Here is a 22,609-nt window from a genome sequence, read left to right on the forward strand (position 1 = left end):
GCCGTCCCGCCTACGCGCCCACCACGGAGCGGATCCGACCGACGGGGGCCCCGCCTCCGAGGACGTCGAGGTGCAGCTCGGGCAGAACGGCGTCGACAGCCGACCGGTCGAGTGCCCCCGCCTCGACGAGCAGCGAGAGAGCGACCACCGTCGCCGCACGCGAACTCCCGTCGAGAGTCTTGGAGGTGACGGTCGTGCCGTTCGGAGCGGTCATCACCATGACACCCTCGGCACCGCCCTTGGCGAAGACACCGAGGCGCTCGATGACGACGGTGTTGTCACGCCCGGGCCCGTCGATCGCCCACGGGTGCCGCTTCACTGCATCGACGATGATCGCAGCGTTCCGGTACAGCGCGAAGGGGGAGGAGACCGATGAGGTGGCGACCTTCTGGATGCCGCGCGCGAGGCCCGTGAGGCTGATCGCGAGGACCGGAGCCCCGCAGCCGTCGGTCGCCGTGGCGGAGGGGCGTTCACCCGTCATGCGCTCGACCGTGTCGCGCACGGCCACCTGCAACGGGTGGGCGCCGTCCAGGTAGGACTCGATCGGCCATCCGTTGGCGACGCACGCGAGCAGCATCCCCGCATGCTTCCCCGAGCAGTTCATGAACAGCCGCGATTGACCGAGGTGCGAGCTCACGAGCTCATCTCGCGCCGAACGATCGAGAGGCCAGTCCATCGGGCACTGCAGCGCGTCCTCGGTGAGGGCGGCAGACGCGAGCATCGAACGCACGACCGAGACGTGCCGGGTCGTGCCCGCGTGGCTCGCGGTGGCGAGTGCGGCCTGCTCCTCGCGCAGCGGCACCCCGGCGTTGAGCACGGCGAGCGCCTGGAACGGCTTCAGGCTCGATCGGGGGAACACCGGAGCCTCCGGAGATCCGTGGGAACGCGACACGGTGCCATCCGGGGCGAGCACGACCACTGAACCGATGTGGCGCGACTCGACGAAGCCCGAGCGCTCCACGACCGCGAGCTCTGCGGCCTCAGCCGGGGTGAACGTTCCCGTCGACGACATGCGACATCCTTCCTCGTCGACCGCGCGCCGACCGTCGTCCAGCCTATCCGCGCGGTGACCCGGAGACCGTCCGCTCGCGGCGGTCCTGTGGCGGTCCGGAGGCGTGTGGCATCCTAAGGGGATGCTCGGTGAACACCACTACTCCGTCGATGTCGACTGGCAGGGCAACCTCGGGACGGGGACGAGCGGCTATCGCGATTACTCCCGTCGACTCGAGCTCCGCAGCTCCGCAGCTGACCCCATCGCCGGTTCGGCCGACAAGCCGTTCCGGGGTGACCCGGAGCGGTGGAACCCCGAACAGCTCCTCCTCGGTGCACTCGCCCAGTGTCACCTGCTCTCCTACCTTCACGTCGCCGTCACCATGGGGGTCGTCGTCACGGCCTATCGGGATTCGGCCGTCGGCACCATGAGGGAGGACGGTCACTCCGGAGGCGCCTTCACCGACGTCCTCCTCCGCCCGGAGGTCACGGTCGCGTCCGTCGACATGGTCGAGGCGGCGACCGCAGCACACGCGCGCGCCAACGAGCTCTGCTTCATCGCGAACTCCGTCAACTTCCCGGTCCGACACGAGCCCACGATCCTCATCGCATCGGCGTGAACTCCGTGGCCGCGAGCGGCGACGGTCTCATCCGCGGGGGAGCCGCTCAGAGCCGCTCGGGGCGCAGCACCGCTCGCTTGATCTTCTCCATCGCGTCGGCCGGCGGCGCCTCATTGTAGGTGCCGGCCAACTCCTGACCACTCAGCGCATGGATCGCCGCCATGATCTCGTCGGTGGCGAGCCGCCTGGCCTTCCCCGACTCGGCCGGTCCGAATCGCGAGACGTCGATCGGTTCGCCGAAGCGCACGGTGATTCGCTTGAACCGCGGGCGTGAGCTGCCCACCGGCATGACCTCGTCGGTACCGACGAGCCCGACCGGCACCACGGGGGACCCCGTCGAGAGCGCGAGCCAGGCGACGCCCGTGCGACCGCGGTAGAGGCGCCCGTCCACGGAGCGCGTGCCCTCCGGATAGATAGCGAAAGCACTCTCCGTCTCGAGGATGCGACGGCCCTGATCGAGGGCCGCCTGCGCAGCCTGGCCGGAGGCGCGGTCCACACCGACCGCCCCGATCGCGCCGAAGAACGTCCGATTCACCCAGCCGCGAGCGCCCGTGCCCTCGAAATAGGTCGACTTCGCGAGGAACTGCACCGGACGGGGGGCAGCGACCGGGATGGCGACGCTGTCGATGAACGACAGGTGGTTGCTCGCGAGGATCACACGACCGTGCTTCGGGACGTTACGACGTCCTTCGATGCGCGGCCTCCACATGATGCGGACGACGGGGCGGAGGATGCTCCTCCCGAGCCAGTACACGAAACCGGGGCGAGACGCGGCGCCCGTGGACACCTCCACTTCGGGCGAATCGATCTCGGGCGGACCGGAGGAAACGGGTTCTGGCACCCGTCGAGAGTACGTCACAGGCCATGCCGCGATGGGAATGGCGAGCCGGGGGCACGGTCGGTAATCCACCACTCCACGGGCTTGTGCAGGGTTCCGTCACCTTAATGGGGCAGGCTGGACCCACACCGTCCCCATCGAAAGTGTTCGTCATGCGCGCTCGCCCCCTGTCCTTCCTCGCTGTCCTCCCCGCCATAGCCCTGCTTCTGGCGGGATGCGCCGGGTCGCCGGCCCCGGGTGCGAGCACCAGCGCGCCGTCGGCCGAGGCCGCCGCCGCGACGTGCGTCGACACGACGTCGGGAGACGCCGTGGAGTCCGTCGAGGTGAGCGACGACTTCGGCGCCGCGCCCACGGTCGACATCCCCACCCCGGTGTCCGTCGACACGACCGAGCGTCGCGTCGTGGTGGAGGGCGACGGGGACGAGACGCAGCCGGGAGACACCGTCAGCGTCGAGCTGTCCGTCTACGGCGCAGCCACCGGCCAGCAGTTCTCCCAGACGGCGTACGGGGAGGGCACGGCCCAGCAGATCACCGTGGACGACTCGCAGTACATCGCCGGCCTCGTCCGCACGATCGAGTGCGCCACCGTGGGGTCGCGCATCGTGTCCGTCGTCGCCGCGGCCGACGCTTTCGGCGACCAGGGCTCGGAGGGCGGAGAGGTCGCTCCCGGCGACTCCATCGTGATCGTCGCCGACATCGTCTCCATCCTGCCCACCCGCGCCATGGGCACGCCGGTCGAACCCACCGACGGCTTCCCCACGGTCGAGCTCGACGACACCGGAGACCCCACGGTCACGATCCCGGCCGACACCGACGCTCCCACCGAGCTGCAGCTCGCCACCCTCATCCAGGGCGACGGCGACACCGTGGCGGAGGGCGACAACGTCACCGTGCAGTACAAGGGCGTCATCTGGCGCACCGGCGAGGTCTTCGACGAGAGCTGGGCGAACGGCGCTCCGGCGTCCTTCAACACCGAGCAGGTCGTCGCGGGCTTCAAGCAGGCGCTCGTGGGCCAGAAGGTCAGCAGCCAGGTGATCGTGATCATCCCGCCGGAACTCGGCTACGGCGAGGCCGGCAACTCGCAGGCGGGTATCGAGGGCACCGACACGCTCGTCTTCGTCGTCGACATCCTCGCCACGAGCACCGTGCCGGCCACCGAGGGCACCGACTGAGCCGTCGGTCCCGGCGACTCCCCGGGGCGGCGCGCTAGCCTGACGGAATGCGTCGCGTCATCCTCCTCGGATCCACCGGTTCCATCGGCACCCAGGCCCTCGACGTCATCCGCGCCAATCCCGAACGGTTCGACGTCGTCGGCCTCGCCGCCGGCTCCGACCAGGAGGGACTCGCCGCCCAGGCCGAGCAGTTCGGTGTGGACGACACGGCACTCGGCGCGGACGACGCCGAGCGACTCGTCCGCGAGGTCGACGCCGATGTCGTCCTCAACGGCATCACCGGGTCGGTCGGGCTCGGCCCCACGATGGCGACCCTCGAGACGGGCAAGACGCTCGCCCTCGCGAACAAGGAATCGCTCATCGTCGGCGGCGAGCTCGTGACGGCCCTCGCCCGTCCCGGCCAGATCGTCCCGGTGGACTCCGAGCACTCCGCGATCGCGCAGGCCCTCCGATCCGGCACTCCCTCTGAGGTCAGGCGACTCGTCCTCACGGCGTCCGGTGGTCCGTTCCGCGGTCGGAACAGGGCGCAGCTCGCCGCCGTGACGCCGGGAGAGGCTCTCGCGCACCCCACGTGGGACATGGGCAGGGTCGTCACGACCAACTCGGCGACCCTCGTCAACAAGGGCCTCGAAGTGATCGAGGCCCACCACCTCTTCGACGTGCCGTACGAGCGCATCGATGTGGTCGTCCACCCGCAATCGATCGTGCACTCGCTCGTCGAGTTCATCGACGGCTCGTCGATCCTGCAGGCCTCGCCCCCCGACATGAGACTGCCCATCTCCCTCGGGCTGGACTGGCCGCACCGTGTGGCCGGGGTCGGCCGTCCGCTCGACTGGACGACCGCGAGCGCATGGACGTTCGAGCCGCTCGACGAGGACGCGTTCCCCGCGGTCGCGCTCGCGAAGACCGTCGGTCGAGCGGGACGGACCTACCCGGCGGTCTTCAACGCCGCGAACGAGGAGGCCGTGGAGGCCTTCCACGAGGGCGCCATCGGCTACCTCGACATCGTGGACACCATCCGACGCGTCGTCGACCGGCACGAGACCGACGGGGAGCTCACGCGCGAGTCGCTCGCTGAGGCGGAGCGCTGGGCGCGGGAGGCCGCGAAGAGGCTCATCGCCGCCTCCTGAGGCCGCAGCGTTTCCGCTCCGAGCCGGTTCCCTGTCTCGGGCTCAGTGCCAGCCGGCGGCGTGCAGCGCCGCGATCGTCTCGTCCGGCACGCTGAACGGCACGGTCGTGCCGTCGAGTTCCCGGTGGTCCTTGCCGGCGAGGCCCATCCAGACGACGATGTCGCCCTCGTTCGCCTCGGCGACCGCCGCCCGGATCGCGGAGGACGGGTCGGCGATGTCGCGGACGTCGGCGCCGGGTCGGGCGGAGGTCGCCCCGTCCACGACGGCACGACGGATCGTCGCCGGGTCCTCACCGCGGGGATGGTGGTCGGTGACGACCACCGTGTCGGCCCCGAGCGCCGCGGCCGCGCCCATGTCGCCGCGTTTGGTCGTGTCGCGATCGCCGTTCGCCCCGATGACGGCGACGAGGCGACCCGTGGTGAGGCGACGGAGAGAGGAGAGCGTCTTCTCGAACGCATCGGGACTGTGGCCGGAGTCGATGAAGACGGCCGGACCGGTCGGGACCGGGATCCGCACGGCGCGCGCCGGCAGGTCCGCGTCGATGAGACCGTTCGGGCCGAGCGTCCGTGCGATCTCGGACAGGGAGTGTCCGGCCTCGACGAGCATCGCGATCGCGAGGCCGCCGTTCGCGGCCATGTGCCGGCCCACCACGGGGACGCGCGCCGACAGCGAGCCGTGCACGGCATGCCGGATCGTGAAGGCGGTGTGGTCGAGCTTCTCCTCGGTGACCTCGACGATCCAGTCGGCGTGCGGCGCCTCGCCGTCGACGGGCACCGTCGCGATCGTCGCGACGGGGACCTCCGACCGTTCGACGACGGTCGCGCCGGCCGGGGTGTCGAGGTTCACGACGGCCCGCTTCGAGCGGGCCGAGGTGAAGAGCTCGACCTTCGCCGCGAGGTATGCGTCCATGTCGGCGTAGTCGTCGAGGTGGTCGTGGCTGAGGTTGGTGAAGGCCGCGACGTCGAACGTGAAACCGTCCACGCGATGCCGCGTGAGCGCGTGGGCGCTCACCTCGATCACGAGACTGCGTGCTCCCAGCTCGGCCATGCGCGCGACGATCGCGTGCAGCTCCGCCGATTCCGGTGTCGTGAGCTTCGAGGGGATCACGGTCGCGCCGATGCGGCGTTCCGCGGTGGAGCTGACCCCGGGCACGAGCCCCATCCCCGTGAGCAGGGCCTCGAGGAAGTGGGTGGTCGACGTCTTCCCGTTCGTCCCTGTGACGGCGAAGACCGGCAGGTCGAGGGACGCCGTGTCGTACACGGAGGCGGCGAGCGCTCCGACGAGGGGGCGCAACGGGCCCGTGCCCACGAGGACCGGAACGCCCATTCCCCGATCGAGGAGGAGCATCCCGGCGTCGTCGGTGAGGATTGCGACCGCGCCGGCCTCGATCGCCTGGCCGGCGAAGGACGCGCCGTGATGCCGTGCCCCCGGGAGCCCGACGTAGAGGTCGCCCTGCACGACGGAGGAACCGTCGATCGTGATGCCCGAGACCGAGGGATCGCCGCCCGCCAGACCGCGGACGCGTCGAAGACCGAAGTCGTGCTCGAGGGAGACGAGAGACACGGGATTGAGTCCCGCCGGACGCATCGCCGCCGGCCCGCTCGAATCCACTGCGCCTCGCTTGATCTCATGACCGGGAGCGGGCGCCCCCGGAGTTCTCCATGGTCTCACAGGGGAGCGAGAGCACCGTCACGGGACGCGGCTGTATCGTGTGCTCGTGGAATCGGTCCTTCTCTACATCCTCGGCGTGCTCATCATCGTCGTGGGCCTCGTCGTGTCCATCGGTCTGCACGAGGTCGGCCACCTGGTTCCCGCCAAGCTCTTCGGCGTCCGCGTCACGCAGTACATGATCGGGTTCGGCAAGACGATCTGGTCGACGCGCAAGGGCGAGACGGAGTACGGCGTCAAGATGATCCCGCTCGGCGGATACATCTCGATGATCGGCATGTTCCCGCCGACGGCGCCGGGGGAGCGCGCGACCGAGTCGACCACGGGATTCATCCAGCAGCTCGCCACGTCGAAGGAGCCCGCGCGACGCGCGCGCTACTTCGACACGCTCGTCCAGGACGCCCGTGAGGCGAGCGCCGAGACGATCGGCGCCGGCGACGAGGACCGCACCTTCTACCGCCTCCCGGTCTGGAAGCGCATCGTCGTGATGCTCGGCGGGCCGTTCATGAACCTGATCCTGTCCGTCGTCCTCTTCGCCGTCCTCCTCATGGGGATCGGGACCGCCCAGTCCACGACGACGATCGGTGCCGTCTCCGAGTGCGCCCTCCCGTCGACCGCCGAGCGGACGACGTGCGAGAGCGGCGACGCGACGGCGCCCGGCGCGGCGGCCGGCATCGAGCCGGGGGACCGTCTCGTGAGCATCGACGGCACCGCGATCTCCTCGTGGGAGGAGTCGACCGCGATCATCCGCGAGTCGGCCGGGAAGACGCTCTCCCTCGTCGTCGAGCGCGACGGCGAGGACGTCACGCTGTCGCTCACGCCGCTCCTCACGGAGCGCTACGTCTACGACGAGAACGGCCAGGAGATCGAGAAGGACGGTGAGCCCGTCGTCGAGGCTGTCGGGTTCGTCGGCATCTCACCCACGTCGGAGCTCGTCCAGCAGCCGGTGACGGCGGTGCTGCCCGCCGTCGGCGAGGCCGTCGGCGGCGTCGTCAACGTCATCCTCAACCTGCCGCAGCGGCTCGTGGACACGGCGGTGGCCGCCTTCGGCCCGGGCGAGCGCGACCCGGACGGGCCCATGAGCGTCGTCGGCGTGGGGCGTATCGCCGGCGAGGTCGCGGCTCTCGACGAGGTGCCCATCGCGAGCAAGGCGTCGGCGATGCTCGGCATCCTCGCCTCGCTCAATGCGATGCTGTTCGTGTTCAACCTCGTGCCGCTCCTGCCGCTCGACGGCGGTCACATCCTCACAGCCCTGTTCGAGGCGGTCCGACGTGGCTTCGCGAAGCTGCGGAGGAAGCCGGACCCCGGGCCCGTGGACTCCGCGAAGCTCATGCCGCTGACCTTCGGCGTCGTGATCGTGCTCGGCGCGATGAGTCTCCTCCTGATCTACGCGGACATCGTGAAGCCGATCAACCTCTTCGGCTGAGCCCCCCGAGTGCGGTCGGGGCGGGTGGGCCGCCCTCCGCAACCCTCGACGGGACTCGGCCGGGTATCAGGGGCCCGAGCGTAGGATGACAGCGTGCCAGCAGTGAATCTCGGGATGCCCAGCGTGCCCGACGTCCTCGCCCCTCGACGGAAGTCCCGACAGATCCGCGTCGGGAGCGTTCTCGTGGGTGGCGATGCGCCGGTGAGCGTGCAGTCGATGACCACCACCCCGACGCCCGACATCAACGCGACGCTCCAGCAGATCGCCGAGCTCACCGCCTCGGGATGCGACATCGTCCGCGTCGCGGTGCCGAGCCGTGACGACGCCGAGGCGCTTCCGATCATCGCGAAGAAGAGCCAGATACCCGTCATCGCCGACATCCACTTCCAGCCGAACTATGTATTCGCGGCGATCGACGCCGGCTGCGCGGCCGTGCGGGTGAACCCCGGCAACATCCGGAAGTTCGACGACCGCGTCGGCGAGATCGCGAAGGCGGCGAAGGACGCCGGGGTGAGCATCCGTATCGGCGTCAACGCGGGGTCGCTCGATCCCCGCCTCCTTCAGAAGTACGGCAAGGCCACGCCGGAGGCGCTCGCCGAGAGCGCGCAGTGGGAGGCGAGCCTCTTCGAGGAGCACGACTTCCACGACTTCAAGATCTCGGTGAAGCACAACGACCCCATCGTGATGGTGAAGGCGTACCGCCTGCTCGCCGAGCGCGGCGACTGGCCCCTGCACCTCGGCGTGACAGAGGCCGGACCGGCCTTCCAGGGCACGATCAAGAGCGCGACCGCGTTCGGCATCCTCCTCGCCGAGGGCATCGGGGACACGATCCGCGTCTCGCTCTCGGCCCCTCCCGTCGAGGAGGTCAAGGTCGGGCTGCAGATCCTCCAGTCGTTGAACCTGCGTGAGCGCAAGCTCGAAATCGTCTCGTGCCCCAGCTGCGGCCGTGCCCAGGTCGACGTGTACTCGCTCGCCGAGGAGGTCACCACCGGGCTGGAGGGTATGTCGGTTCCGCTCCGAGTCGCCGTGATGGGATGCGTCGTGAACGGTCCGGGAGAGGCCAGGGAAGCCGATCTCGGTGTCGCCTCCGGCAACGGCAAGGGCCAGATCTTCGTCAAGGGCGAGGTCATCGCGACCGTTCCGGAGTCCGAGATCGTCGCGACGCTCATCCGCGAGGCGAACCGGCTCGCCGCCGAGATGCCGGCCGACGACACCTCGACCGGCACCCCCACCGTCTCGGTCGGCGCCCGCTGATTCCGCGACGAGGCCGGGCTGTCGGCGGCCGCACGTAGACTGACGGGGCGTCGTGGCCGGTCCCGACGCCATCCAGCGACAACACACCCCGGGGAGCAGTTCCGTGATCGAGCAGCCGACGACCACGACCACCGTGACGCGCGAGGAACTTGAGCGGGCCCGTGGCATCATCGGTGCTATCGCTGCTCGCTTCGACGAGAAGGTCGTCGGACAATCGAGTCTCCGCACGAGCCTGCTCGTGGCGCTCCTCACCGGGGGGCACGTCCTTCTCGAGAGCGTTCCGGGGCTCGCGAAGACCACTGCCGCCGAGTCCATCGCCGACGCCGTCGGCGGGAGCTTCCGTCGCATCCAGTGCACGCCAGACCTCCTCCCGTCCGACATCGTCGGCACGCAGATCTACGACCCGCGGACCGCGGAGTTCACCACACAGCTCGGCCCGGTGCATGCCAACTTCGTCCTGCTCGACGAGGTGAACCGCTCGAGCGCCAAGACGCAGTCGGCGATGCTCGAGGCGATGCAGGAGAAGCAGACGTCCGTCGGCGGCGTCAACTATCCGTTGCCCGAGCCGTTCCTCGTGCTGGCGACGCAGAACCCCATCGAGCAGGAAGGCACGTACCACCTGCCCGAGGCGCAGCTCGACCGCTTCCTCATCAAGGAGGTGCTCGACTACCCGACGATCGCCGAGGAGGCCGAGATCGTCCGGCGCGTGAACGCGGGCGTGTATCGCCACGAGTCCAGCGCCCCGCGTGTGAGTGTCGAGGATGTGCTCTTCCTGCAGTCGCTCGTGCCCCGCATCTACCTCGACCAGGCGATCCTCGCCTACATCGTCCAGACGGTCTACGTGACGCGGAACACCGCCACCTACCTGCCGCCGAAGCTCGCCTCCTACGTGGAGTACGGCGCGAGCCCACGAGCGAGCATCGCCTTCGCGACGGTGGCCCGCGCCCTCGCGCTGCTCGCCGGGCGCGAGCACGTCATCCCGGAGGACGTGAAGGCGTATCGGCACCAGGTGCTCCGCCACCGGATCATCCTCGGGTTCGAGGCGATCGCCGACGACGTGAAGCCCGAGACCGTCATCGACGCGATCTTCGGCGTCGTCCAGGTTCCGTGAGAAGCCCGCGGTGACGGCGCTCCTCACCCGGGTGAAGACGACCCTGTCGATCAGGGCGCATCGTCGCGTGCGCGGCATGCTCGATGGCGAGTACGCGTCGATCTTCCGGGGCAAGAGCCACGAGTTCGACGACATCCGTCCGTACGTCCCCGGCGACGAGATCCGCGACATCGACTGGAAGGCCACGGCGCGCGCCGGCTACCCGCTCGTGAAGCAGTTCATCGCGCACCGGAAGCAGACGGTGACGCTCGTCGTCGACACGGGTCGCGACCTCGCTGCCACGGGCTCCGGCGGGGAGCCGAAGCGGGACGTCGCGATTCTCGTCGCCGGAGTCCTCGGCTACATCGCGGCGCGTCACGGCGATCGCGTCGGTCTCATCGCGGGCGACGCCGACGAGGTGCGTCTCCTCGAGCCCAAGGGTGCGGAATCTCACCTCGAACGGCTGCTCCAGGTTGTCGCGCAGCGTGCTCGCCTCGATGGCGCTCCGAGCGACGTCCGTTCCCTCCTCGAGCGCGTCGTGCGCACCGTGCGCAAGCGAATGCTCCTCGTCGTGGTGGTCGACGACGCCGCGATCGACGACGAGACGGCGCAGCTCGTCCGGCGGCTCGCGGTGCAGCACGAGATCCTCTGGATCACGGTGGGAGACGCCGACGTGATGGCTGCGGACTGGGCGACGACGCCGATGGTCGACGTCGCGGATGACCGCCGCATCCCCGACTACCTCCGCCGCGACCGTCGGCTGCGGACCGCCTTCGCCGAGGCGGAGGCCCGACGCGCGTCCGAGAGCGCCGACCGACTCGACGCGCTCGCCGTGTCCCACATCCGCGTGGCGCGTTCCGCCGATGTGGTCCCCTCCGTCCTCCGGCTCATCGAGGGGCACAACAATGCTCGGCGGTGACGCCGCCTACAACCCACTGGCGCAGTACTGGTGGGGGTGGATGGCGATCGCGATCGGTCTCGTCGTGCTCGTCGTGCTCTGGTACGCGTTCGTGTGGTGGGTCTCGCGGCGCGCGAAGGAGACGGTGACCGTTCCGGATGAGGAGGTGACGCCGGCCCCGTCCCGCGAGGATCTGAGGGCGCGCTACCTCTCGCTCGTCGACGAGGTCGTGCAGTCGTACGATACCGGCGCCCTCACGCGGAGGGCCGCGCACCGCAAGCTCGGTGCCCTCGTGCGGCTCTACGCCCAGGAGGCATCGGGGGTGCGCGCACACGTCATGACTCTCGACGACCTCACCCGCGCCCGCTTGGGCGCGATCGCGCACGCGGTGTCGGTGTACTACCCTGCCGAGTTCGCGAGCGTCGAGTCCGGCGACGTGCACCGCTCCGCCGACGTCGCCCGCCGAGCCGTGGCGTCCTGGTGGTGAGCGCGCGATGATGCTCGTCAACCTGTGGCTCGTGGGTGCGTGGATCGCCCTCGCGATCATCGTCGTCGTCCTCGTGTTCGTGCTGAACCGTCGCCGGCGACGCCGTGAAGGCGTTGCCGTGCACGTGGCGCACAGCGACAGGCTCACGACGCTCCCGGGCTACGCGGCCGCGCTCCGGCGGTACCGGGTGCTGCTCGCGGCCGTGCTGATCGCCGCCACCCTCCTTGCGGCGGCGGCCGTCCTGCTCTCCGGACGTCTCGTGTCGCTCACGACGGTGCAGCCGGAGATGCGGAACCGCGACATCGTCCTGTGCCTCGACGTCTCCGGATCGATGATCGACTACGACGCGCAGATCGTGGAGACGTTCTCCCAGCTCACCGAGGAGTTCGACGGCGAACGGATCGGACTCGTGCTCTTCAACGCATCGGCCGTCACGTCGTTCCCGCTCACGAGCGACTACGCCTACGCGCGGGAGCAGCTCGACACCCTGCACGCCGACCTCGTCGATCCGGACACGGACTGGGCCTTCGCGAACGGCACCCTGCTCGGGAACGGCTCGTCGATGATCGGCGACGGTCTCGCCTCATGCGTCATGCGCTTCGACGACCTCGACACGGAGAGGTCCCGTTCGATCGTGTTCGCGACGGACAACTACGTGGCGGGGGAGCAGATCATGACCCTTCCGGAGGCCGGGGAGTTCGCGCAGTCGAAGGACGTCGTCGTCTTCGGGCTCAACCCCGGAGACGTGGACAGCCTCGACTACATCGGCGAGTTTGCCGACGAGATGCGGGAGGTGGTCGAGGGCACGGGCGGAACGTACTGGGCGCTCGAGGACCCGGCCGCCGTCCCGTCCATCGTCGAGCAGGTGCAGGCTCGACAGGCCGAGAGCTTCACGGGCGAGCCGATCCTCGTCGTCACGGACGAGCCCACGTTCCCGGTGCTCGCCGGTTTCGCTGCCCTTGCCGCCGTCATGTTCGTGGGATGGAGGCTGCGCCGATGATCCTCGACCCTGTCCTCCCTGTATGGGCCCTCGTCATCGTCGGAGGGGCGCTCGCCGTCTTCGCGATCGTTCAGCTCGTGGCGCCCGGCCGTGGCCGCGGACGCGGGCGGTGGATGTGGCTCTCGCGCCTCGTGATGGTCCTCCTCCTCGTCCTCGTCGCGCTGCGACCGACCCTCCCGGCCTCGACCCTTCCTCCCGCCGCTTCCGGTGACGTCGACGTGTACTTCGTCGTCGACACGACGAGCAGCATGGCGGCCGAGGACTGGGGCGACGGCGAGCCGCGGCTGACCGGTGTGCGAGAGGACATCCTCACGATCGCGGAGACACTCATCGGCGCCCGCGTATCGCTCGTGACCTTCGACGCCGTGACGGTGCATCGAGTGCCGCTCACAACGGACGTGTCGGCGCTCGCCCAGGCGACGCGGGCACTCGAGCAGGAGATCACGACCTACTCGGCGGGGAGCAGCATCGACGAGCCCGTCGACTACCTCACCGACATCCTCACGACGGACGCCTCGGAGAACCCGGAGCGCTCGCGCATCCTCTATTACTTGGGAGACGGCGAGCAGACGAGCGGTCAAGCGCCCGGGTCCTTCGCCGAGCTCGCGGCCGCGGTCGACGGGGGAGCGGTGCTCGGCTACGGGACGGACGCCGGCGGTCCGATGAAGCAGTACACCGGGTACGACGACGGCACGGAGCCGGGCTACATCCAGGACTACTCGACCGGCGCCGACGCCATCTCGCGCATCAACGAGCGCGCTCTCGGCACGATCGCCGACGAACTCGGTGTTCCGTACATCCATCGGGATGCCGACTCGTCGGTGGCCGAGGCGACCGAGGGTATCCGGGTCGGAAATGTGGAGACCCCCGACGAGGTCCCGGCGTCGCCCGGCGAGTTCTACTGGATCGCCGCGATACCGCTCGCTGCCCTCGCGCTCCTCGAACTCGCCTGGATGCTGTCGACGGTGCTCCGCTCCGGGGCCGGCGGCCGCATCCGCACCGGACGGAGGGTCTCCCATGGCTGATCGGACCGAGCGGCGCGTCACTCCGACCGCGATTCGTCGGCGTCGGAGACGCCTCCTGTGGTGGTCGCTCCCCGTCGTGCTTCTCGCTCTCGCCTTCTCCGTGAAGCTCGCGAGTCTCTCGCTCACGGCCCAGGACGCGATCACCGCGAGCGAGACGGGTCTCTTCGACGAGAGCATCGAGGCGAGCGATGCCCTCATGACGCTCAACTGGTTCGAGCCGTGGATCGCGTACTACGACCGCGGAACCGCGTCGGCGCGGGCCCAGTCCTACAACGACGCGACGGACGACCTCTCCACGGCACTCGAACTGGCTCCGCAGGATCGGTCGTGCGAGGTGCGGGTCAACCTCGCCCTCGCGTGGGAGGAGCTCGGAGACATCTACACGGAGGCCGGCTACCTCCGCGGTGCCTCCCTCATCTACGACACGGCTCTCGCGGTGATCGCGGGCGGCGAAGAGGACGGGTGCTTCACGAGCGACGAGCAGGAACCGACCGATCCTCCGCAGGATCCGAACGAGAACGAGTCGGAGACCCCGGGGGATCAGCTCGGGGACGCCCAGGACCGTGTCGAGGGCAAGCAGGACGCGCTCGAGCAGCAGCCCGAGCAGCCCGGTGGCGGTGGCGACGAGGAGGATGCCGACGGTGGCTCGTCCCCGGAGGACGATCTCCAGGACCGCGGCGACCAGGCGGAGCAGGACCGGCGCGACCAGGAGGCCGACCAGCGCGGAGGCGGCGAATACGCCGAGAAGCCCTGGTGATCACGTGGACGAAATCCACGCCGGTATCGGTCCGGCCGGCGTCGAGGCAGGATGGGCGCGTCAAATCCGTCTAGCATGGGCGGGTGGTCACGCGCCTTTCGACATACTTCCTCCGTACGCTCCGTGAAGATCCCTCCGACGCGGAGGTGACGAGTCACCGGCTGCTGGTGCGCGCCGGGTACATCCGGCGCCAGGCGCCGGGCGTCTTCGCCTGGCTGCCGATCGGGCTGAAGGTCAAGGCGAAGATCGAGACCATCGTCCGCGAGGAGATGGCGGCGGCCGGAGCCTTCGAGGTGCACTTCCCTGCGCTCCTCCCGCGCGAGCCCTACGAGGCGACCGGGCGGTGGGAGGAGTACGGCGACGCGCTCTTCCGCCTGCAGGACCGCAAGGGCGCCGACTACCTCCTGGCTCCCACGCACGAGGAGGTCTTCACGCTGCTCGTGAAGGACCTCTACTCAAGCTACAAGGACCTGCCCCTCTCGATCTACCAGATCCAGGACAAGTACCGAGACGAGGCGCGTCCCCGTGCCGGTCTGCTGCGTGGCCGCGAGTTCACGATGAAGGACGCCTACTCGTTCGACTACACGGACGAGGGGCTCGACGCGAGCTACCAGAGCCAGCGCGACGCGTACGAGCGGATCTTCACGCGCCTGGGCCTCGAGTACGTCATCGTGAAGGCGGACGCCGGTGCGATGGGCGGCTCGCGCAGCGAGGAGTTCCTGCACCCCACGCCCGTCGGCGAGGACACCTTCGTGCGCTCGGCTGGCGGCTACGCCGCGAACGTCGAGGCGTTCACGACGGTCGTGCCCGAGGCGCGACCCATCGAGGGCCTCGCCCCTGCCGTCGTTCACGACACCCCTGACACGCCCACGATCCAGACCCTCGTCGACGCCGCGAACGCGGAGCACCCGCGCGACGACGGACGCGCCTGGACCGCGGCGGACACCCTCAAGAACGTCGTCCTCGCCCTCGTGGCACTTGACGGCACACGCGAGCTCGTCATCATCGGGCTGCCCGGCGATCGCGACGTCGACCTCAAGCGCGTGGAGGTGGCGTTCGCCCCCGCCGAGGTCGAAGCCGCGACCGACGAGGACTTCGCGAAGCACCCCGGTCTCGTGAAGGGCTACATCGGGCCGTGGTCGACGGCCGGTGCGGTCCTCGGCGAGGAATCCTCGACGAAGATCCGGTACCTCCTCGACCCTCGGGTCGTCGACGGTACCGAGTGGATCACCGGTGCGAACGAGCAGGGCCGCCACGTGTTCGGCCTCGTGGCCGGGCGCGACTTCACCGCAGACGGCGTGGTCGAGTCCTCGACCGTCGTGGCCGGGGACCCGGCTCCCGACGGTTCCGGTCCCGTCGAGCTCGCGCGCGGTATGGAGCTCGGGCACGTCTTCCAGCTCGGGCGCAAGTACGCCGAGGCTCTCGGGCTCAAGGTGCTCGACGAGAACGGCAAGCTCGTCACCGTCACGATGGGCTCATACGGTATCGGCGTCACGCGCATCCTCGCGACGATCGCCGAGCTCAACAACGACGACAAGGGCCTCGTGTGGCCGCTGACCGTCGCGCCCTTCGACGTGCACGTCGTAGCGACGGGTCGTGACGCCGCCGTCTTCGAGACGGCCGACTGGATCTCAGACCAGCTCGAGACGGCGGGGCTCGACGTGCTGTACGACGACCGTCCCAAGGTCTCGCCCGGTGTGAAGTTCGGCGACGCCGAGCTCGTGGGCGTGCCGATCATCGTCATCGCGGGCCGCGGTGTGTCCGAGGGTCTCGTCGAGGTATGGGACCGTCGCACGGGCGAGCGCGAGCAGGTCGCGACCGCCGACGTGCTCGACGCCGTCGCGCGCCTCCGCTCCGTCTGAAGCCTTCCCGGCCTCCGAGCAGGCCCGATCGTCTCGGGGTGCCCGGCCGTGACGCGGTCGGGTAACCTTGCTCAGTAGTCCGGCGCGCGGTTCGCGCCGGCGAGAGCTGAATATGGAGGCGTCGTGGACATCGATCTCACTGTCCTGAAGATGATGGAACGAGAGCGGGAGATCCCGTTCGACGAACTGGTGACCATCATCGAGCAGGCGATCCTGACCGCTTACCAGAAGAACGAGACCCAGGCCGGGGGCGACCCGAGCGAGGCTCGCGTGCACCTCGACCGCAAGACGGGCCACGTCGCCGTGCTCATCCCCGAGAAGGATGACGACGGCAACGTCATCGGCGAGTCGGAGACCCTGCCGGACGACTTCGGCCGCATCGCCGCCTTCGCCGCGAAGCAGGTCATCAACCAGCGCCTCCGCGACATCGCGGACGACGCGGTGCTCGGCGAGTTCAAGGGTCGAGAGGGCGACATCGTCGCCGGCGTCATCCAGCAGGGTCCGAACCCGAAGATGATCCACGTGGATCTCGGCACGATCGAGGCGATCATGCCGCCGGAGGAGCAGGTGCCCGGCGAGGAGTACAAGCACGGCTCCCGCATCCGCGTCTACGTGACGAGTGTCTCGAAGGGCATGAAGGGACCGTCGATCACGGTCTCACGCACGCACCCCTCGCTTGTCCGCAAGCTGTTCGCCCTCGAGGTGCCCGAGATCGCCTCCGGCCTCGTCGAGATCGTCTCCCTCGCCCGTGAGGCCGGTCACCGCACGAAGATCGCGGTTCGAGCCACCGATCCGGCCATCAACGCGAAGGGCGCCTGCATCGGCGAGATGGGACGGCGCGTGCGTGCCGTGACGGAGGAGCTCGGCACCGAGAAGATCGACATCGTCGACTACTCGCCGGATCTCGCGACCTTCGTGGGCAACGCGCTCTCCCCGGCCAAGGTCACGTCGACGTTCGTCCTCGACCAGAGCATCAAGGCCGTGCGAGCCCTCGTGCCCGACTACCAGCTCTCGCTTGCCATCGGCAAGGAGGGCCAGAACGCCCGCCTCGCCGCGAAGTTGACGGGCGCGAAGATCGACATCCAGCCGGACTCGATCCTCGACGAGTAGGAGCGGTCCGGCTGGTCCGCGAGAACTGCCACCAGACGGACTCGACTCTCGACGAGGAGGGCGTCTCACGGCGGACGTCGTTCGCCGTGAGCATGCCGGGAGGGCTGTCGCCGATCGGGTCGCCTGCTGGAGGAGGTGTAGGATGGAACCTGTCAGAACGTGCGTCGGATGCCGTTCGCGCTCAAACAGGTCAGCTCTCATGCGGCTTGTCGTCCAGGAATCGCAGGTCGTCGTAGACGATCGTGCAGCGCTTCCGGGACGCGGAGCGTGGCTGCACCCCGACATCGAGTGCTTCAGGCTCGCCGAGAAGAAACGGGCATTCACCCGGGCCTTCCGTGTGAAGAACGCCCTCGACACGAACTCACTAGAGAACAGGCTGAACGGCTAATGGACAACTGATGAGCGGCTCGAAATGAGACCCGTCCACAACTAACGGTCCCCCCTGCCTGGGGAGACCCAGACAGGAGAGAAGTGGCTGCCAAACCACGCGTACACGAGATCGCATCCGAACTCGGCGTAGACAGCAAGGTCGCTATGGCGAAGCTCAAGGAATTGGGCGAATTCGTCAAGGGACCGTCCTCGAGCATCGAGCCTCCGGTCGCGCGCAAGCTGCGTGCGGCCCTCGAAGCCGCAGGCGCAGCAGCGCCGGCGGCGGAGGCATCCAAGCCGGCGGCATCGTCGTCGGCCCGCCCCGGTTCGTCGTCGACGAGCCGCCCGTCGGCGAACCGTCCCGGACCGGCTCCGGCCCCGAAGGCGACCCCGGCCCCCGCACCGGCGCCGGCACCGGCACCGGCTCCGGCGCCCGCTGCGGAGAAGGCTCCTGCTGCCCCGGCCGCACCGGCTGCTCCCGCCGCGAAGACCGACGCCGCCCCCGCGGCAGAGGCAGCGGCTCCGGCCGAGGCCCCCGCAGCGAGCCCCGGCGGCCCCCGCCCCGGCGCCCCGCGCCCCGGGAACAACCCGTTCTCGAGCTCGCAGGGCATGGGCTCACGCCCCGCCGGACCGCGCCCGGGCAACAACCCGTTCGCGAGCGCGCAGGGCATGGGCCAGCGCCCGGCCGGCACGCCGAACCCCTCGAACATCCCGCGCCCGCAGGCGCCTCGTCCCGGGTCCCCGCGTCCCGGTGGGCCGCGTCCCGCCGGTGCAGGCGGTCGTCCCGGTGGTGGTGGCTTCCAGCGTCCCGGTGGCGCCGGCGGCGGTCGCCCCGGCGGCGGCGGCTTCCAGCGTCCCGGTGGTGCAGGTGGAGCTCCCGGCGCGGCCGGTGGCTTCGCGCAGCGCCCGGCCGGCGGCTTCGCCGGTCGTCCGGGTGGCGGCGGCGGTCGTGGTCGTGGACCCGGTGGTGGAACCGCCGGAGCCTTCGGTCGTGGCGGCGGCAAGAGCAAGTCGCGCAAGTCGAAGCGGACGAAGAGGCAAGAATTCGAGATGCGGGAGGCCCCGTCGATCGGCGGTGTGCAGGTCCCGCGCGGCGACGGCAACACCGTCGTCCGTCTGCGCCGCGGCGCCTCGATCGCCGACTTCGCCGACAAGATCGACGCGAGCCCCGGCAACCTCGTGACCGTGCTGTTCCACCTCGGTGAGATGGCGACGGCCACGGAGTCGCTCGACGAGTCCACCTTCGCGGTGCTCGGCGACGAGCTGGGCTACAAGATCCAGATGGTCTCCCCGGAGGACGAGGATCGCGAGCTGCTCGAGGGCTTCGACATCGACATCGATGCGGAGCTCGAGGCCGAGAACGACGAAGACCTCGTGGCGCGACCCCCCGTGGTCACGGTCATGGGTCACGTCGACCACGGTAAGACGCGACTCCTCGACGCGATCCGCAACGCGAACGTCGTCGCGGGCGAAGCCGGTGGAATCACCCAGCACATCGGTGCGTACCAGGTGCACACCGAGCACGAGGGCATCGACCGCGCCATCACCTTCATCGACACCCCCGGTCACGAGGCGTTCACCGCCATGCGTGCCCGTGGTGCGCAGGTCACGGACATCGCGATCCTCGTGGTCGCGGCGGACGACGGCATCATGCCGCAGACGGTCGAGGCGTTGAACCACGCTCAGGCCGCCAACGTCCCGATCGTGGTCGCGGTGAACAAGATCGACAAGGCCGACGCCAACCCGGCCAAGGTGCGCCAGCAGCTCACCGAGTACGGGCTGGTCGCCGAGGAGTTCGGTGGAGACGTCATGTTCGTCGACGTGTCCGCTCGCCAGAACATCGGCATCGCCGAGCTCCTCGACGCCGTGCTCCTCACGGCCGACGCCGGTCTCGACATGCGTGCGAACCCCGACAAGGACGCTCGCGGTGTCGCGATCGAAGCGAAGCTCGACAAGGGTCGCGGTTCGGTCGCCACGGTGCTCATCCAGTCCGGAACGCTCCGGGTCGGCGACGCGATCGTGGCGGGAACGGCCTACGGCCGCGTCCGTGCGATGGTCGACGAGAACGGCGACACCGTTCTCGAAGCCGGCCCGTCGCGTCCTGTGCAGGTGCAGGGTCTCTCGAGTGTTCCGCGAGCGGGCGACACCTTCCTCGTCACCGAGGAGGACCGCACCGCGCGTCAGATCGCCGAGAAGCGTGAAGCCGCCGAGCGCAACGCCTCGCTGGCCAAGGCCCGCAAGCGCATCAGCCTCGAGGACTTCACCCGCGCTCTCGAAGAGGGCAAGGTCGAGTCGCTCAACCTCATCATCAAGGGTGACGTGTCGGGTGCCGTCGAGGCGCTCGAGGAGTCGCTCCTCAAGATCGAGGTCGATGACTCGGTGCAGCTGCGCATCATCCACCGCGGTGTCGGTGCGGTGACGGAGTCCGACGTGAACCTCGCGACGATCGACAACGCGATCATCATCGGGTTCAACGTGCGCCCCGACCCGAAGGCGCGCGAGCGTGCAGCTCGCGAGGGTGTGGACATCCGGTTCTACTCGGTCATCTACAACGCCCTCGACGACGTCGAGTCGAGCCTCACGGGCATGCTCAAGCCGGAGTACGAAGAGGTCCAGTCGGGAGTCGCGGAGATCCGCGAGATCTTCCGGTCCTCCAAGTTCGGAAACATCGCCGGTGTCATCGTGCGGTCCGGAACGATCACGAGGAACGCCAAGGCGCGCGTCATCCGCGAGGGTGTCGTCGTCGGGGACAACCTCGCCATCGAGTCGCTGCGTCGGTTCAAGGACGACGTCACCGAGGTGCGGACGGACTTCGAGGCCGGTATCGGTCTCGGCAAGTTCAACGACATCCAGCTCGGCGACGAGATCGAGACGATCGAGATGAAGGAGAAGCCGCGCGGCTAGTCCGCGACGGTGTGCCCGCCGGCCTTCGGGTCGGCGGGCATTCTCATCTCTGTCACACCGGTGACGACACGGCGTCGTCGTCGGTCAGGAGGAAGGAAGATCGATGGTTGATCACGCTCGTGCCAAGAAACTCGGCGACCGCATCAGGGAGATCGTGGCCGCACGTCTGCAGAAGGGGCTCCGCGACCCGCGGCTCGGCTTCGTGACGATCACGGATGTCCAGATGACGGGTGACCTCCAGCACGCGACGGTGTTCTACACCGTCTACGGGACCGACGAGGAGCGGGCCGACAGCTCGGCGGCGCTCACGGCGGCCACCGGCTTGCTCCGTTCCGAGGTCGGACGCAACATCACCGCCCGCCTCACGCCGACGCTCGAGTTCCAGCTCGACGCCGTGCCCGAGAACGCCGCAGCGATCGACGACCTCCTTCGGGAGGCGCGCGAGCGCGACGCGGAGACGGAGCGCCAGGCGGCCTCGGCGGCCTACGCCGGTGACGCCGACCCGTACGTCAAGCCCCGCGAGTTCGAGGACGACGACGAGGACGACACGGACGACGACGCGGACGAGGCCCCCGCCTCCCGCTGAGTGTCCGCTCCACACCTGACGATCCCCTCGGGGCACGAAGATCCGTGCCCCGAGGGGATTTTCTGTGGAAAGAGCGAGGTGGGGAGCGGTCAGGGGGAGACGAGCGGAGCGAGCGCCTTGAGGAGTTCGTTGGCTCCGAGGGCGACGAAGAGAGCCGCGATCGCGCCGAGGATCCCGTTGAGCCACCACGTGTTCCTGTGCGGTTTCGGCATGTGGCGCGAGTTCAGCAGGTACAGCAGCGTCACGGCGAGGAACGGCATGAAGAGGGCGCCGAGTGCTCCATAGGCGACGATGAGTCCGATCGGCCGGCCCAGGAACAGCAGCGCGATCGGCGGGATCGTGAGCCAGACGATGTACGCGCGGTAGTAGAGGCCGCCGATCTTGCGGCGCGGGTCGTCCTCGGCGAGACCGCGCACCGTGCCGAGGAAGTCGGCGAACATGAGCGAGACGCCGTTCCACACGCCGAGGATCGACGAGAAGGACGACGCCCAGAACCCGATGAGGAAGAAGTAGCTCATGAAGGTTCCGTATCGCTCGCCGAGCACGCTGGCGAGATCGAGCAGTCCGCCCTCGCCGTCAGCGATCGTGACGCCGGAGGAGTAGAGCAGTTCGGCGCCGACGACGAGCATCGAGATGACGAAGACCCCGGAGACGACGTACGCGACGCTGTTGTCGATGCGCATGACCCGCATCCAGCGGGGTGTCGTCCAGCCCTTCTCCCTCAACCAGTAGCCGTAGGCGGCGAGCGTGATCGTGCCTCCGACCCCGCCGGCGAGGCTCAGCGTGTAGATGAGCGATCCCTCCGGAATGCGCGGCACCAGGCCGGTGACGAGCTCGCCGAGGTTCGGGAGCGTGACGACCGCGGCGCCCACCACCGTGATGAACATGAGTCCGACGAAGAACGCGATGACGTACTCGAAGACCTTGTACCGCCCGAACCAGACGATCAGAGCGCCGATGAGTCCCGAGGCGATCGCGAAGACGTTGAGGTGCACGCCCGGGAAGAGTGCGGCGAGCGGCAGTGCCGTGCTCGACATGGCGGCGGCTCCGTAGACGAATCCCCAGATCACGATGTAGGGGGCGAAGAAGACGACGGTCCAGCGTCCGGCGAGTCGCCACCCCTCGAAGATCGTGCGTCCGCTCGCGAGCGACCAGCGGCCGGCGCCCTCCACGAGGGCGATCTTGATGAGGACGCCGACGATCGCGGCCCACAGCAGCGTGTAGCCGAAACGGCTTCCGGCGACGAGCGTCGCGACGAGATCACCGGCCCCGATTCCGGTCGCCGCGACCACGAGGCCGGGACCGATGATGCGCCAGCGGGGCGGCGGTTCTTCGATCGAGGTCGGACGGAGGTCAGCGGCAGCGTCGTCGTTCACCATCTCCCGACCCTAGCGGCGCCCCTCCCGCTCCTCCACCCCCACTC

The 22,609-nt window shown here is 69.3% G+C and carries 20 protein-coding genes; 16 read left to right on the forward strand and 4 right to left on the reverse strand.

The genetic code is table 11. From position 1 onward, the window contains the following. Positions 1-10: 10 nt before the first annotated feature. Positions 11-1,012, reverse strand: coding sequence for an asparaginase (locus CLV49_RS12870; RefSeq protein ID WP_106563896.1), 1,002 nt, complete (start codon positions 1,010-1,012; stop codon positions 11-13). Positions 1,013-1,133: 121 nt separating this feature from the next. Between CLV49_RS12870 and CLV49_RS12875 the strand changes: the two genes are divergently transcribed. After that, positions 1,134-1,610 (forward strand): OsmC family protein, encoded by a 477-nt coding sequence (locus tag CLV49_RS12875; RefSeq protein WP_106563897.1) that lies wholly within the window; start codon positions 1,134-1,136, stop codon positions 1,608-1,610. A 46-nt stretch (positions 1,611-1,656) separates the two neighbouring features. Here the strand turns inward: CLV49_RS12875 and CLV49_RS12880 are convergent, their stop codons facing one another. Then, a complete protein-coding gene (locus tag CLV49_RS12880) occupies positions 1,657-2,451 on the reverse strand; it encodes a lysophospholipid acyltransferase family protein (protein ID WP_424978319.1) in 795 nt (264 codons plus the stop codon). Positions 2,452-2,600: 149 nt separating this feature from the next. Here CLV49_RS12880 and CLV49_RS12885 point away from each other — a divergent pair, with 149 nt between their 5' ends. Further along, positions 2,601-3,620, forward strand: a complete 1,020-nt coding sequence (locus CLV49_RS12885) for an FKBP-type peptidyl-prolyl cis-trans isomerase (protein WP_106565090.1) — start codon at positions 2,601-2,603, stop codon at positions 3,618-3,620. A gap of 47 nt (positions 3,621-3,667) precedes the next feature. Continuing rightward, entirely contained in the window at positions 3,668-4,750 is a 1,083-nt protein-coding gene (gene dxr, locus CLV49_RS12890) for a 1-deoxy-D-xylulose-5-phosphate reductoisomerase (protein WP_106563898.1), read from the forward strand. A 42-nt stretch (positions 4,751-4,792) separates the two neighbouring features. Here dxr and CLV49_RS12895 read toward each other — a convergent pair whose 3' ends face one another. After that, complete coding sequence (locus tag CLV49_RS12895) at positions 4,793-6,361, reverse strand: Mur ligase family protein (RefSeq protein ID WP_243696582.1); 1,569 nt, start codon at positions 6,359-6,361, stop codon at positions 4,793-4,795. A 106-nt stretch (positions 6,362-6,467) separates the two neighbouring features. On the opposite strand from CLV49_RS12895, the gene CLV49_RS12900 reads away from it, so the two are divergent. The 13 genes from CLV49_RS12900 to rbfA all read left to right on the forward strand — a co-directional run bounded on the left by CLV49_RS12900 (position 6,468) and on the right by rbfA (position 21,186). Further along, positions 6,468-7,844, forward strand: coding sequence for a M50 family metallopeptidase (locus tag CLV49_RS12900; protein WP_106565091.1), 1,377 nt, complete (start codon positions 6,468-6,470; stop codon positions 7,842-7,844). Between the two features lie 114 nt (positions 7,845-7,958). After that, positions 7,959-9,098, forward strand: coding sequence for a flavodoxin-dependent (E)-4-hydroxy-3-methylbut-2-enyl-diphosphate synthase (gene ispG, locus CLV49_RS12905; protein WP_106563900.1), 1,140 nt, complete (start codon positions 7,959-7,961; stop codon positions 9,096-9,098). Between the two features lie 106 nt (positions 9,099-9,204). Next, a complete protein-coding gene (locus CLV49_RS12910; RefSeq protein ID WP_106565092.1) occupies positions 9,205-10,209 on the forward strand; it encodes an AAA family ATPase in 1,005 nt (334 codons plus the stop codon). A gap of 10 nt (positions 10,210-10,219) precedes the next feature. Beyond that, on the forward strand, positions 10,220-11,107 hold the full coding sequence (locus CLV49_RS12915) for a DUF58 domain-containing protein (protein ID WP_106563901.1): 888 nt from the start codon (positions 10,220-10,222) through the stop codon (positions 11,105-11,107). Further along, the gene (locus CLV49_RS12920; protein WP_106563902.1) at positions 11,094-11,573 is read left to right on the forward strand and encodes a hypothetical protein; all 480 of its coding nucleotides are present in this window, start codon (positions 11,094-11,096) and stop codon (positions 11,571-11,573) included. The genes CLV49_RS12915 and CLV49_RS12920 overlap by 14 nt, the downstream gene beginning before the upstream one ends. Before the next feature lie 7 nt (positions 11,574-11,580). Then, the gene (locus CLV49_RS12925) at positions 11,581-12,573 is read left to right on the forward strand and encodes a VWA domain-containing protein (protein ID WP_243696581.1); all 993 of its coding nucleotides are present in this window, start codon (positions 11,581-11,583) and stop codon (positions 12,571-12,573) included. Next, positions 12,570-13,598 (forward strand): vWA domain-containing protein, encoded by a 1,029-nt coding sequence (locus CLV49_RS12930; protein ID WP_158261979.1) that lies wholly within the window; start codon positions 12,570-12,572, stop codon positions 13,596-13,598. The genes CLV49_RS12925 and CLV49_RS12930 overlap by 4 nt, the downstream gene beginning before the upstream one ends. Continuing rightward, the gene (locus CLV49_RS12935) at positions 13,591-14,355 is read left to right on the forward strand and encodes an ICP22 family protein (protein WP_106563904.1); all 765 of its coding nucleotides are present in this window, start codon (positions 13,591-13,593) and stop codon (positions 14,353-14,355) included. Before CLV49_RS12930 ends, CLV49_RS12935 begins: the two co-directional genes overlap by 8 nt. An 83-nt stretch (positions 14,356-14,438) precedes the next feature. After that, entirely contained in the window at positions 14,439-16,217 is a 1,779-nt protein-coding gene (locus CLV49_RS12940; RefSeq protein ID WP_106563905.1) for a proline--tRNA ligase, read from the forward strand. A gap of 123 nt (positions 16,218-16,340) precedes the next feature. Continuing rightward, positions 16,341-17,327: a transcription termination factor NusA gene (gene nusA, locus CLV49_RS12945; RefSeq protein ID WP_106563906.1), complete on the forward strand. Its 987-nt coding sequence runs from the start codon at positions 16,341-16,343 to the stop codon at positions 17,325-17,327. A gap of 142 nt (positions 17,328-17,469) precedes the next feature. After that, positions 17,470-17,715: a YlxR family protein gene (locus tag CLV49_RS12950; protein ID WP_106563907.1), complete on the forward strand. Its 246-nt coding sequence runs from the start codon at positions 17,470-17,472 to the stop codon at positions 17,713-17,715. Between the two features lie 83 nt (positions 17,716-17,798). Then, entirely contained in the window at positions 17,799-20,600 is a 2,802-nt protein-coding gene (gene infB / locus CLV49_RS12955; protein WP_106563908.1) for a translation initiation factor IF-2, read from the forward strand. Positions 20,601-20,703: 103 nt separating this feature from the next. Further along, entirely contained in the window at positions 20,704-21,186 is a 483-nt protein-coding gene (rbfA, locus tag CLV49_RS12960) for a 30S ribosome-binding factor RbfA (RefSeq protein WP_106563909.1), read from the forward strand. An 89-nt stretch (positions 21,187-21,275) separates the two neighbouring features. On the opposite strand, the gene CLV49_RS12965 is transcribed toward rbfA, so the two are convergent. Next, positions 21,276-22,565: an Nramp family divalent metal transporter gene (locus CLV49_RS12965; RefSeq protein WP_106563910.1), complete on the reverse strand. Its 1,290-nt coding sequence runs from the start codon at positions 22,563-22,565 to the stop codon at positions 21,276-21,278. Positions 22,566-22,609: the final 44 nt, after the last annotated feature.

Source organism: Labedella gwakjiensis, from assembly GCF_003014675.1.
Taxonomy (GTDB): domain Bacteria; phylum Actinomycetota; class Actinomycetes; order Actinomycetales; family Microbacteriaceae; genus Labedella; species Labedella gwakjiensis.

Excerpts from the sequence above, each read along its gene's own strand:
- CLV49_RS12870 (WP_106563896.1), bottom strand. The coding sequence starts at position 1,012 with ATGTCGTCGACGGGAACGTTCACCCCGGCTGAGGCCGCAGAGCTCGCG.
- CLV49_RS12875 (WP_106563897.1), top strand. The coding sequence starts at position 1,134 with ATGCTCGGTGAACACCACTACTCCGTCGATGTCGACTGGCAGGGCAAC.
- CLV49_RS12885 (WP_106565090.1), top strand. The coding sequence starts at position 2,601 with ATGCGCGCTCGCCCCCTGTCCTTCCTCGCTGTCCTCCCCGCCATAGCC.
- dxr (WP_106563898.1), top strand. The coding sequence starts at position 3,668 with ATGCGTCGCGTCATCCTCCTCGGATCCACCGGTTCCATCGGCACCCAG.
- ispG (WP_106563900.1), top strand. The coding sequence starts at position 7,959 with ATGCCCAGCGTGCCCGACGTCCTCGCCCCTCGACGGAAGTCCCGACAG.
- CLV49_RS12920 (WP_106563902.1), top strand. The coding sequence starts at position 11,094 with ATGCTCGGCGGTGACGCCGCCTACAACCCACTGGCGCAGTACTGGTGG.
- CLV49_RS12925 (WP_243696581.1), top strand. The coding sequence starts at position 11,581 with ATGATGCTCGTCAACCTGTGGCTCGTGGGTGCGTGGATCGCCCTCGCG.
- CLV49_RS12930 (WP_158261979.1), top strand. The coding sequence starts at position 12,570 with ATGATCCTCGACCCTGTCCTCCCTGTATGGGCCCTCGTCATCGTCGGA.
- CLV49_RS12935 (WP_106563904.1), top strand. The coding sequence starts at position 13,591 with ATGGCTGATCGGACCGAGCGGCGCGTCACTCCGACCGCGATTCGTCGG.
- CLV49_RS12950 (WP_106563907.1), top strand. The coding sequence starts at position 17,470 with ATGGAACCTGTCAGAACGTGCGTCGGATGCCGTTCGCGCTCAAACAGG.
- rbfA (WP_106563909.1), top strand. The coding sequence starts at position 20,704 with ATGGTTGATCACGCTCGTGCCAAGAAACTCGGCGACCGCATCAGGGAG.
- CLV49_RS12965 (WP_106563910.1), bottom strand. The coding sequence starts at position 22,565 with ATGGTGAACGACGACGCTGCCGCTGACCTCCGTCCGACCTCGATCGAA.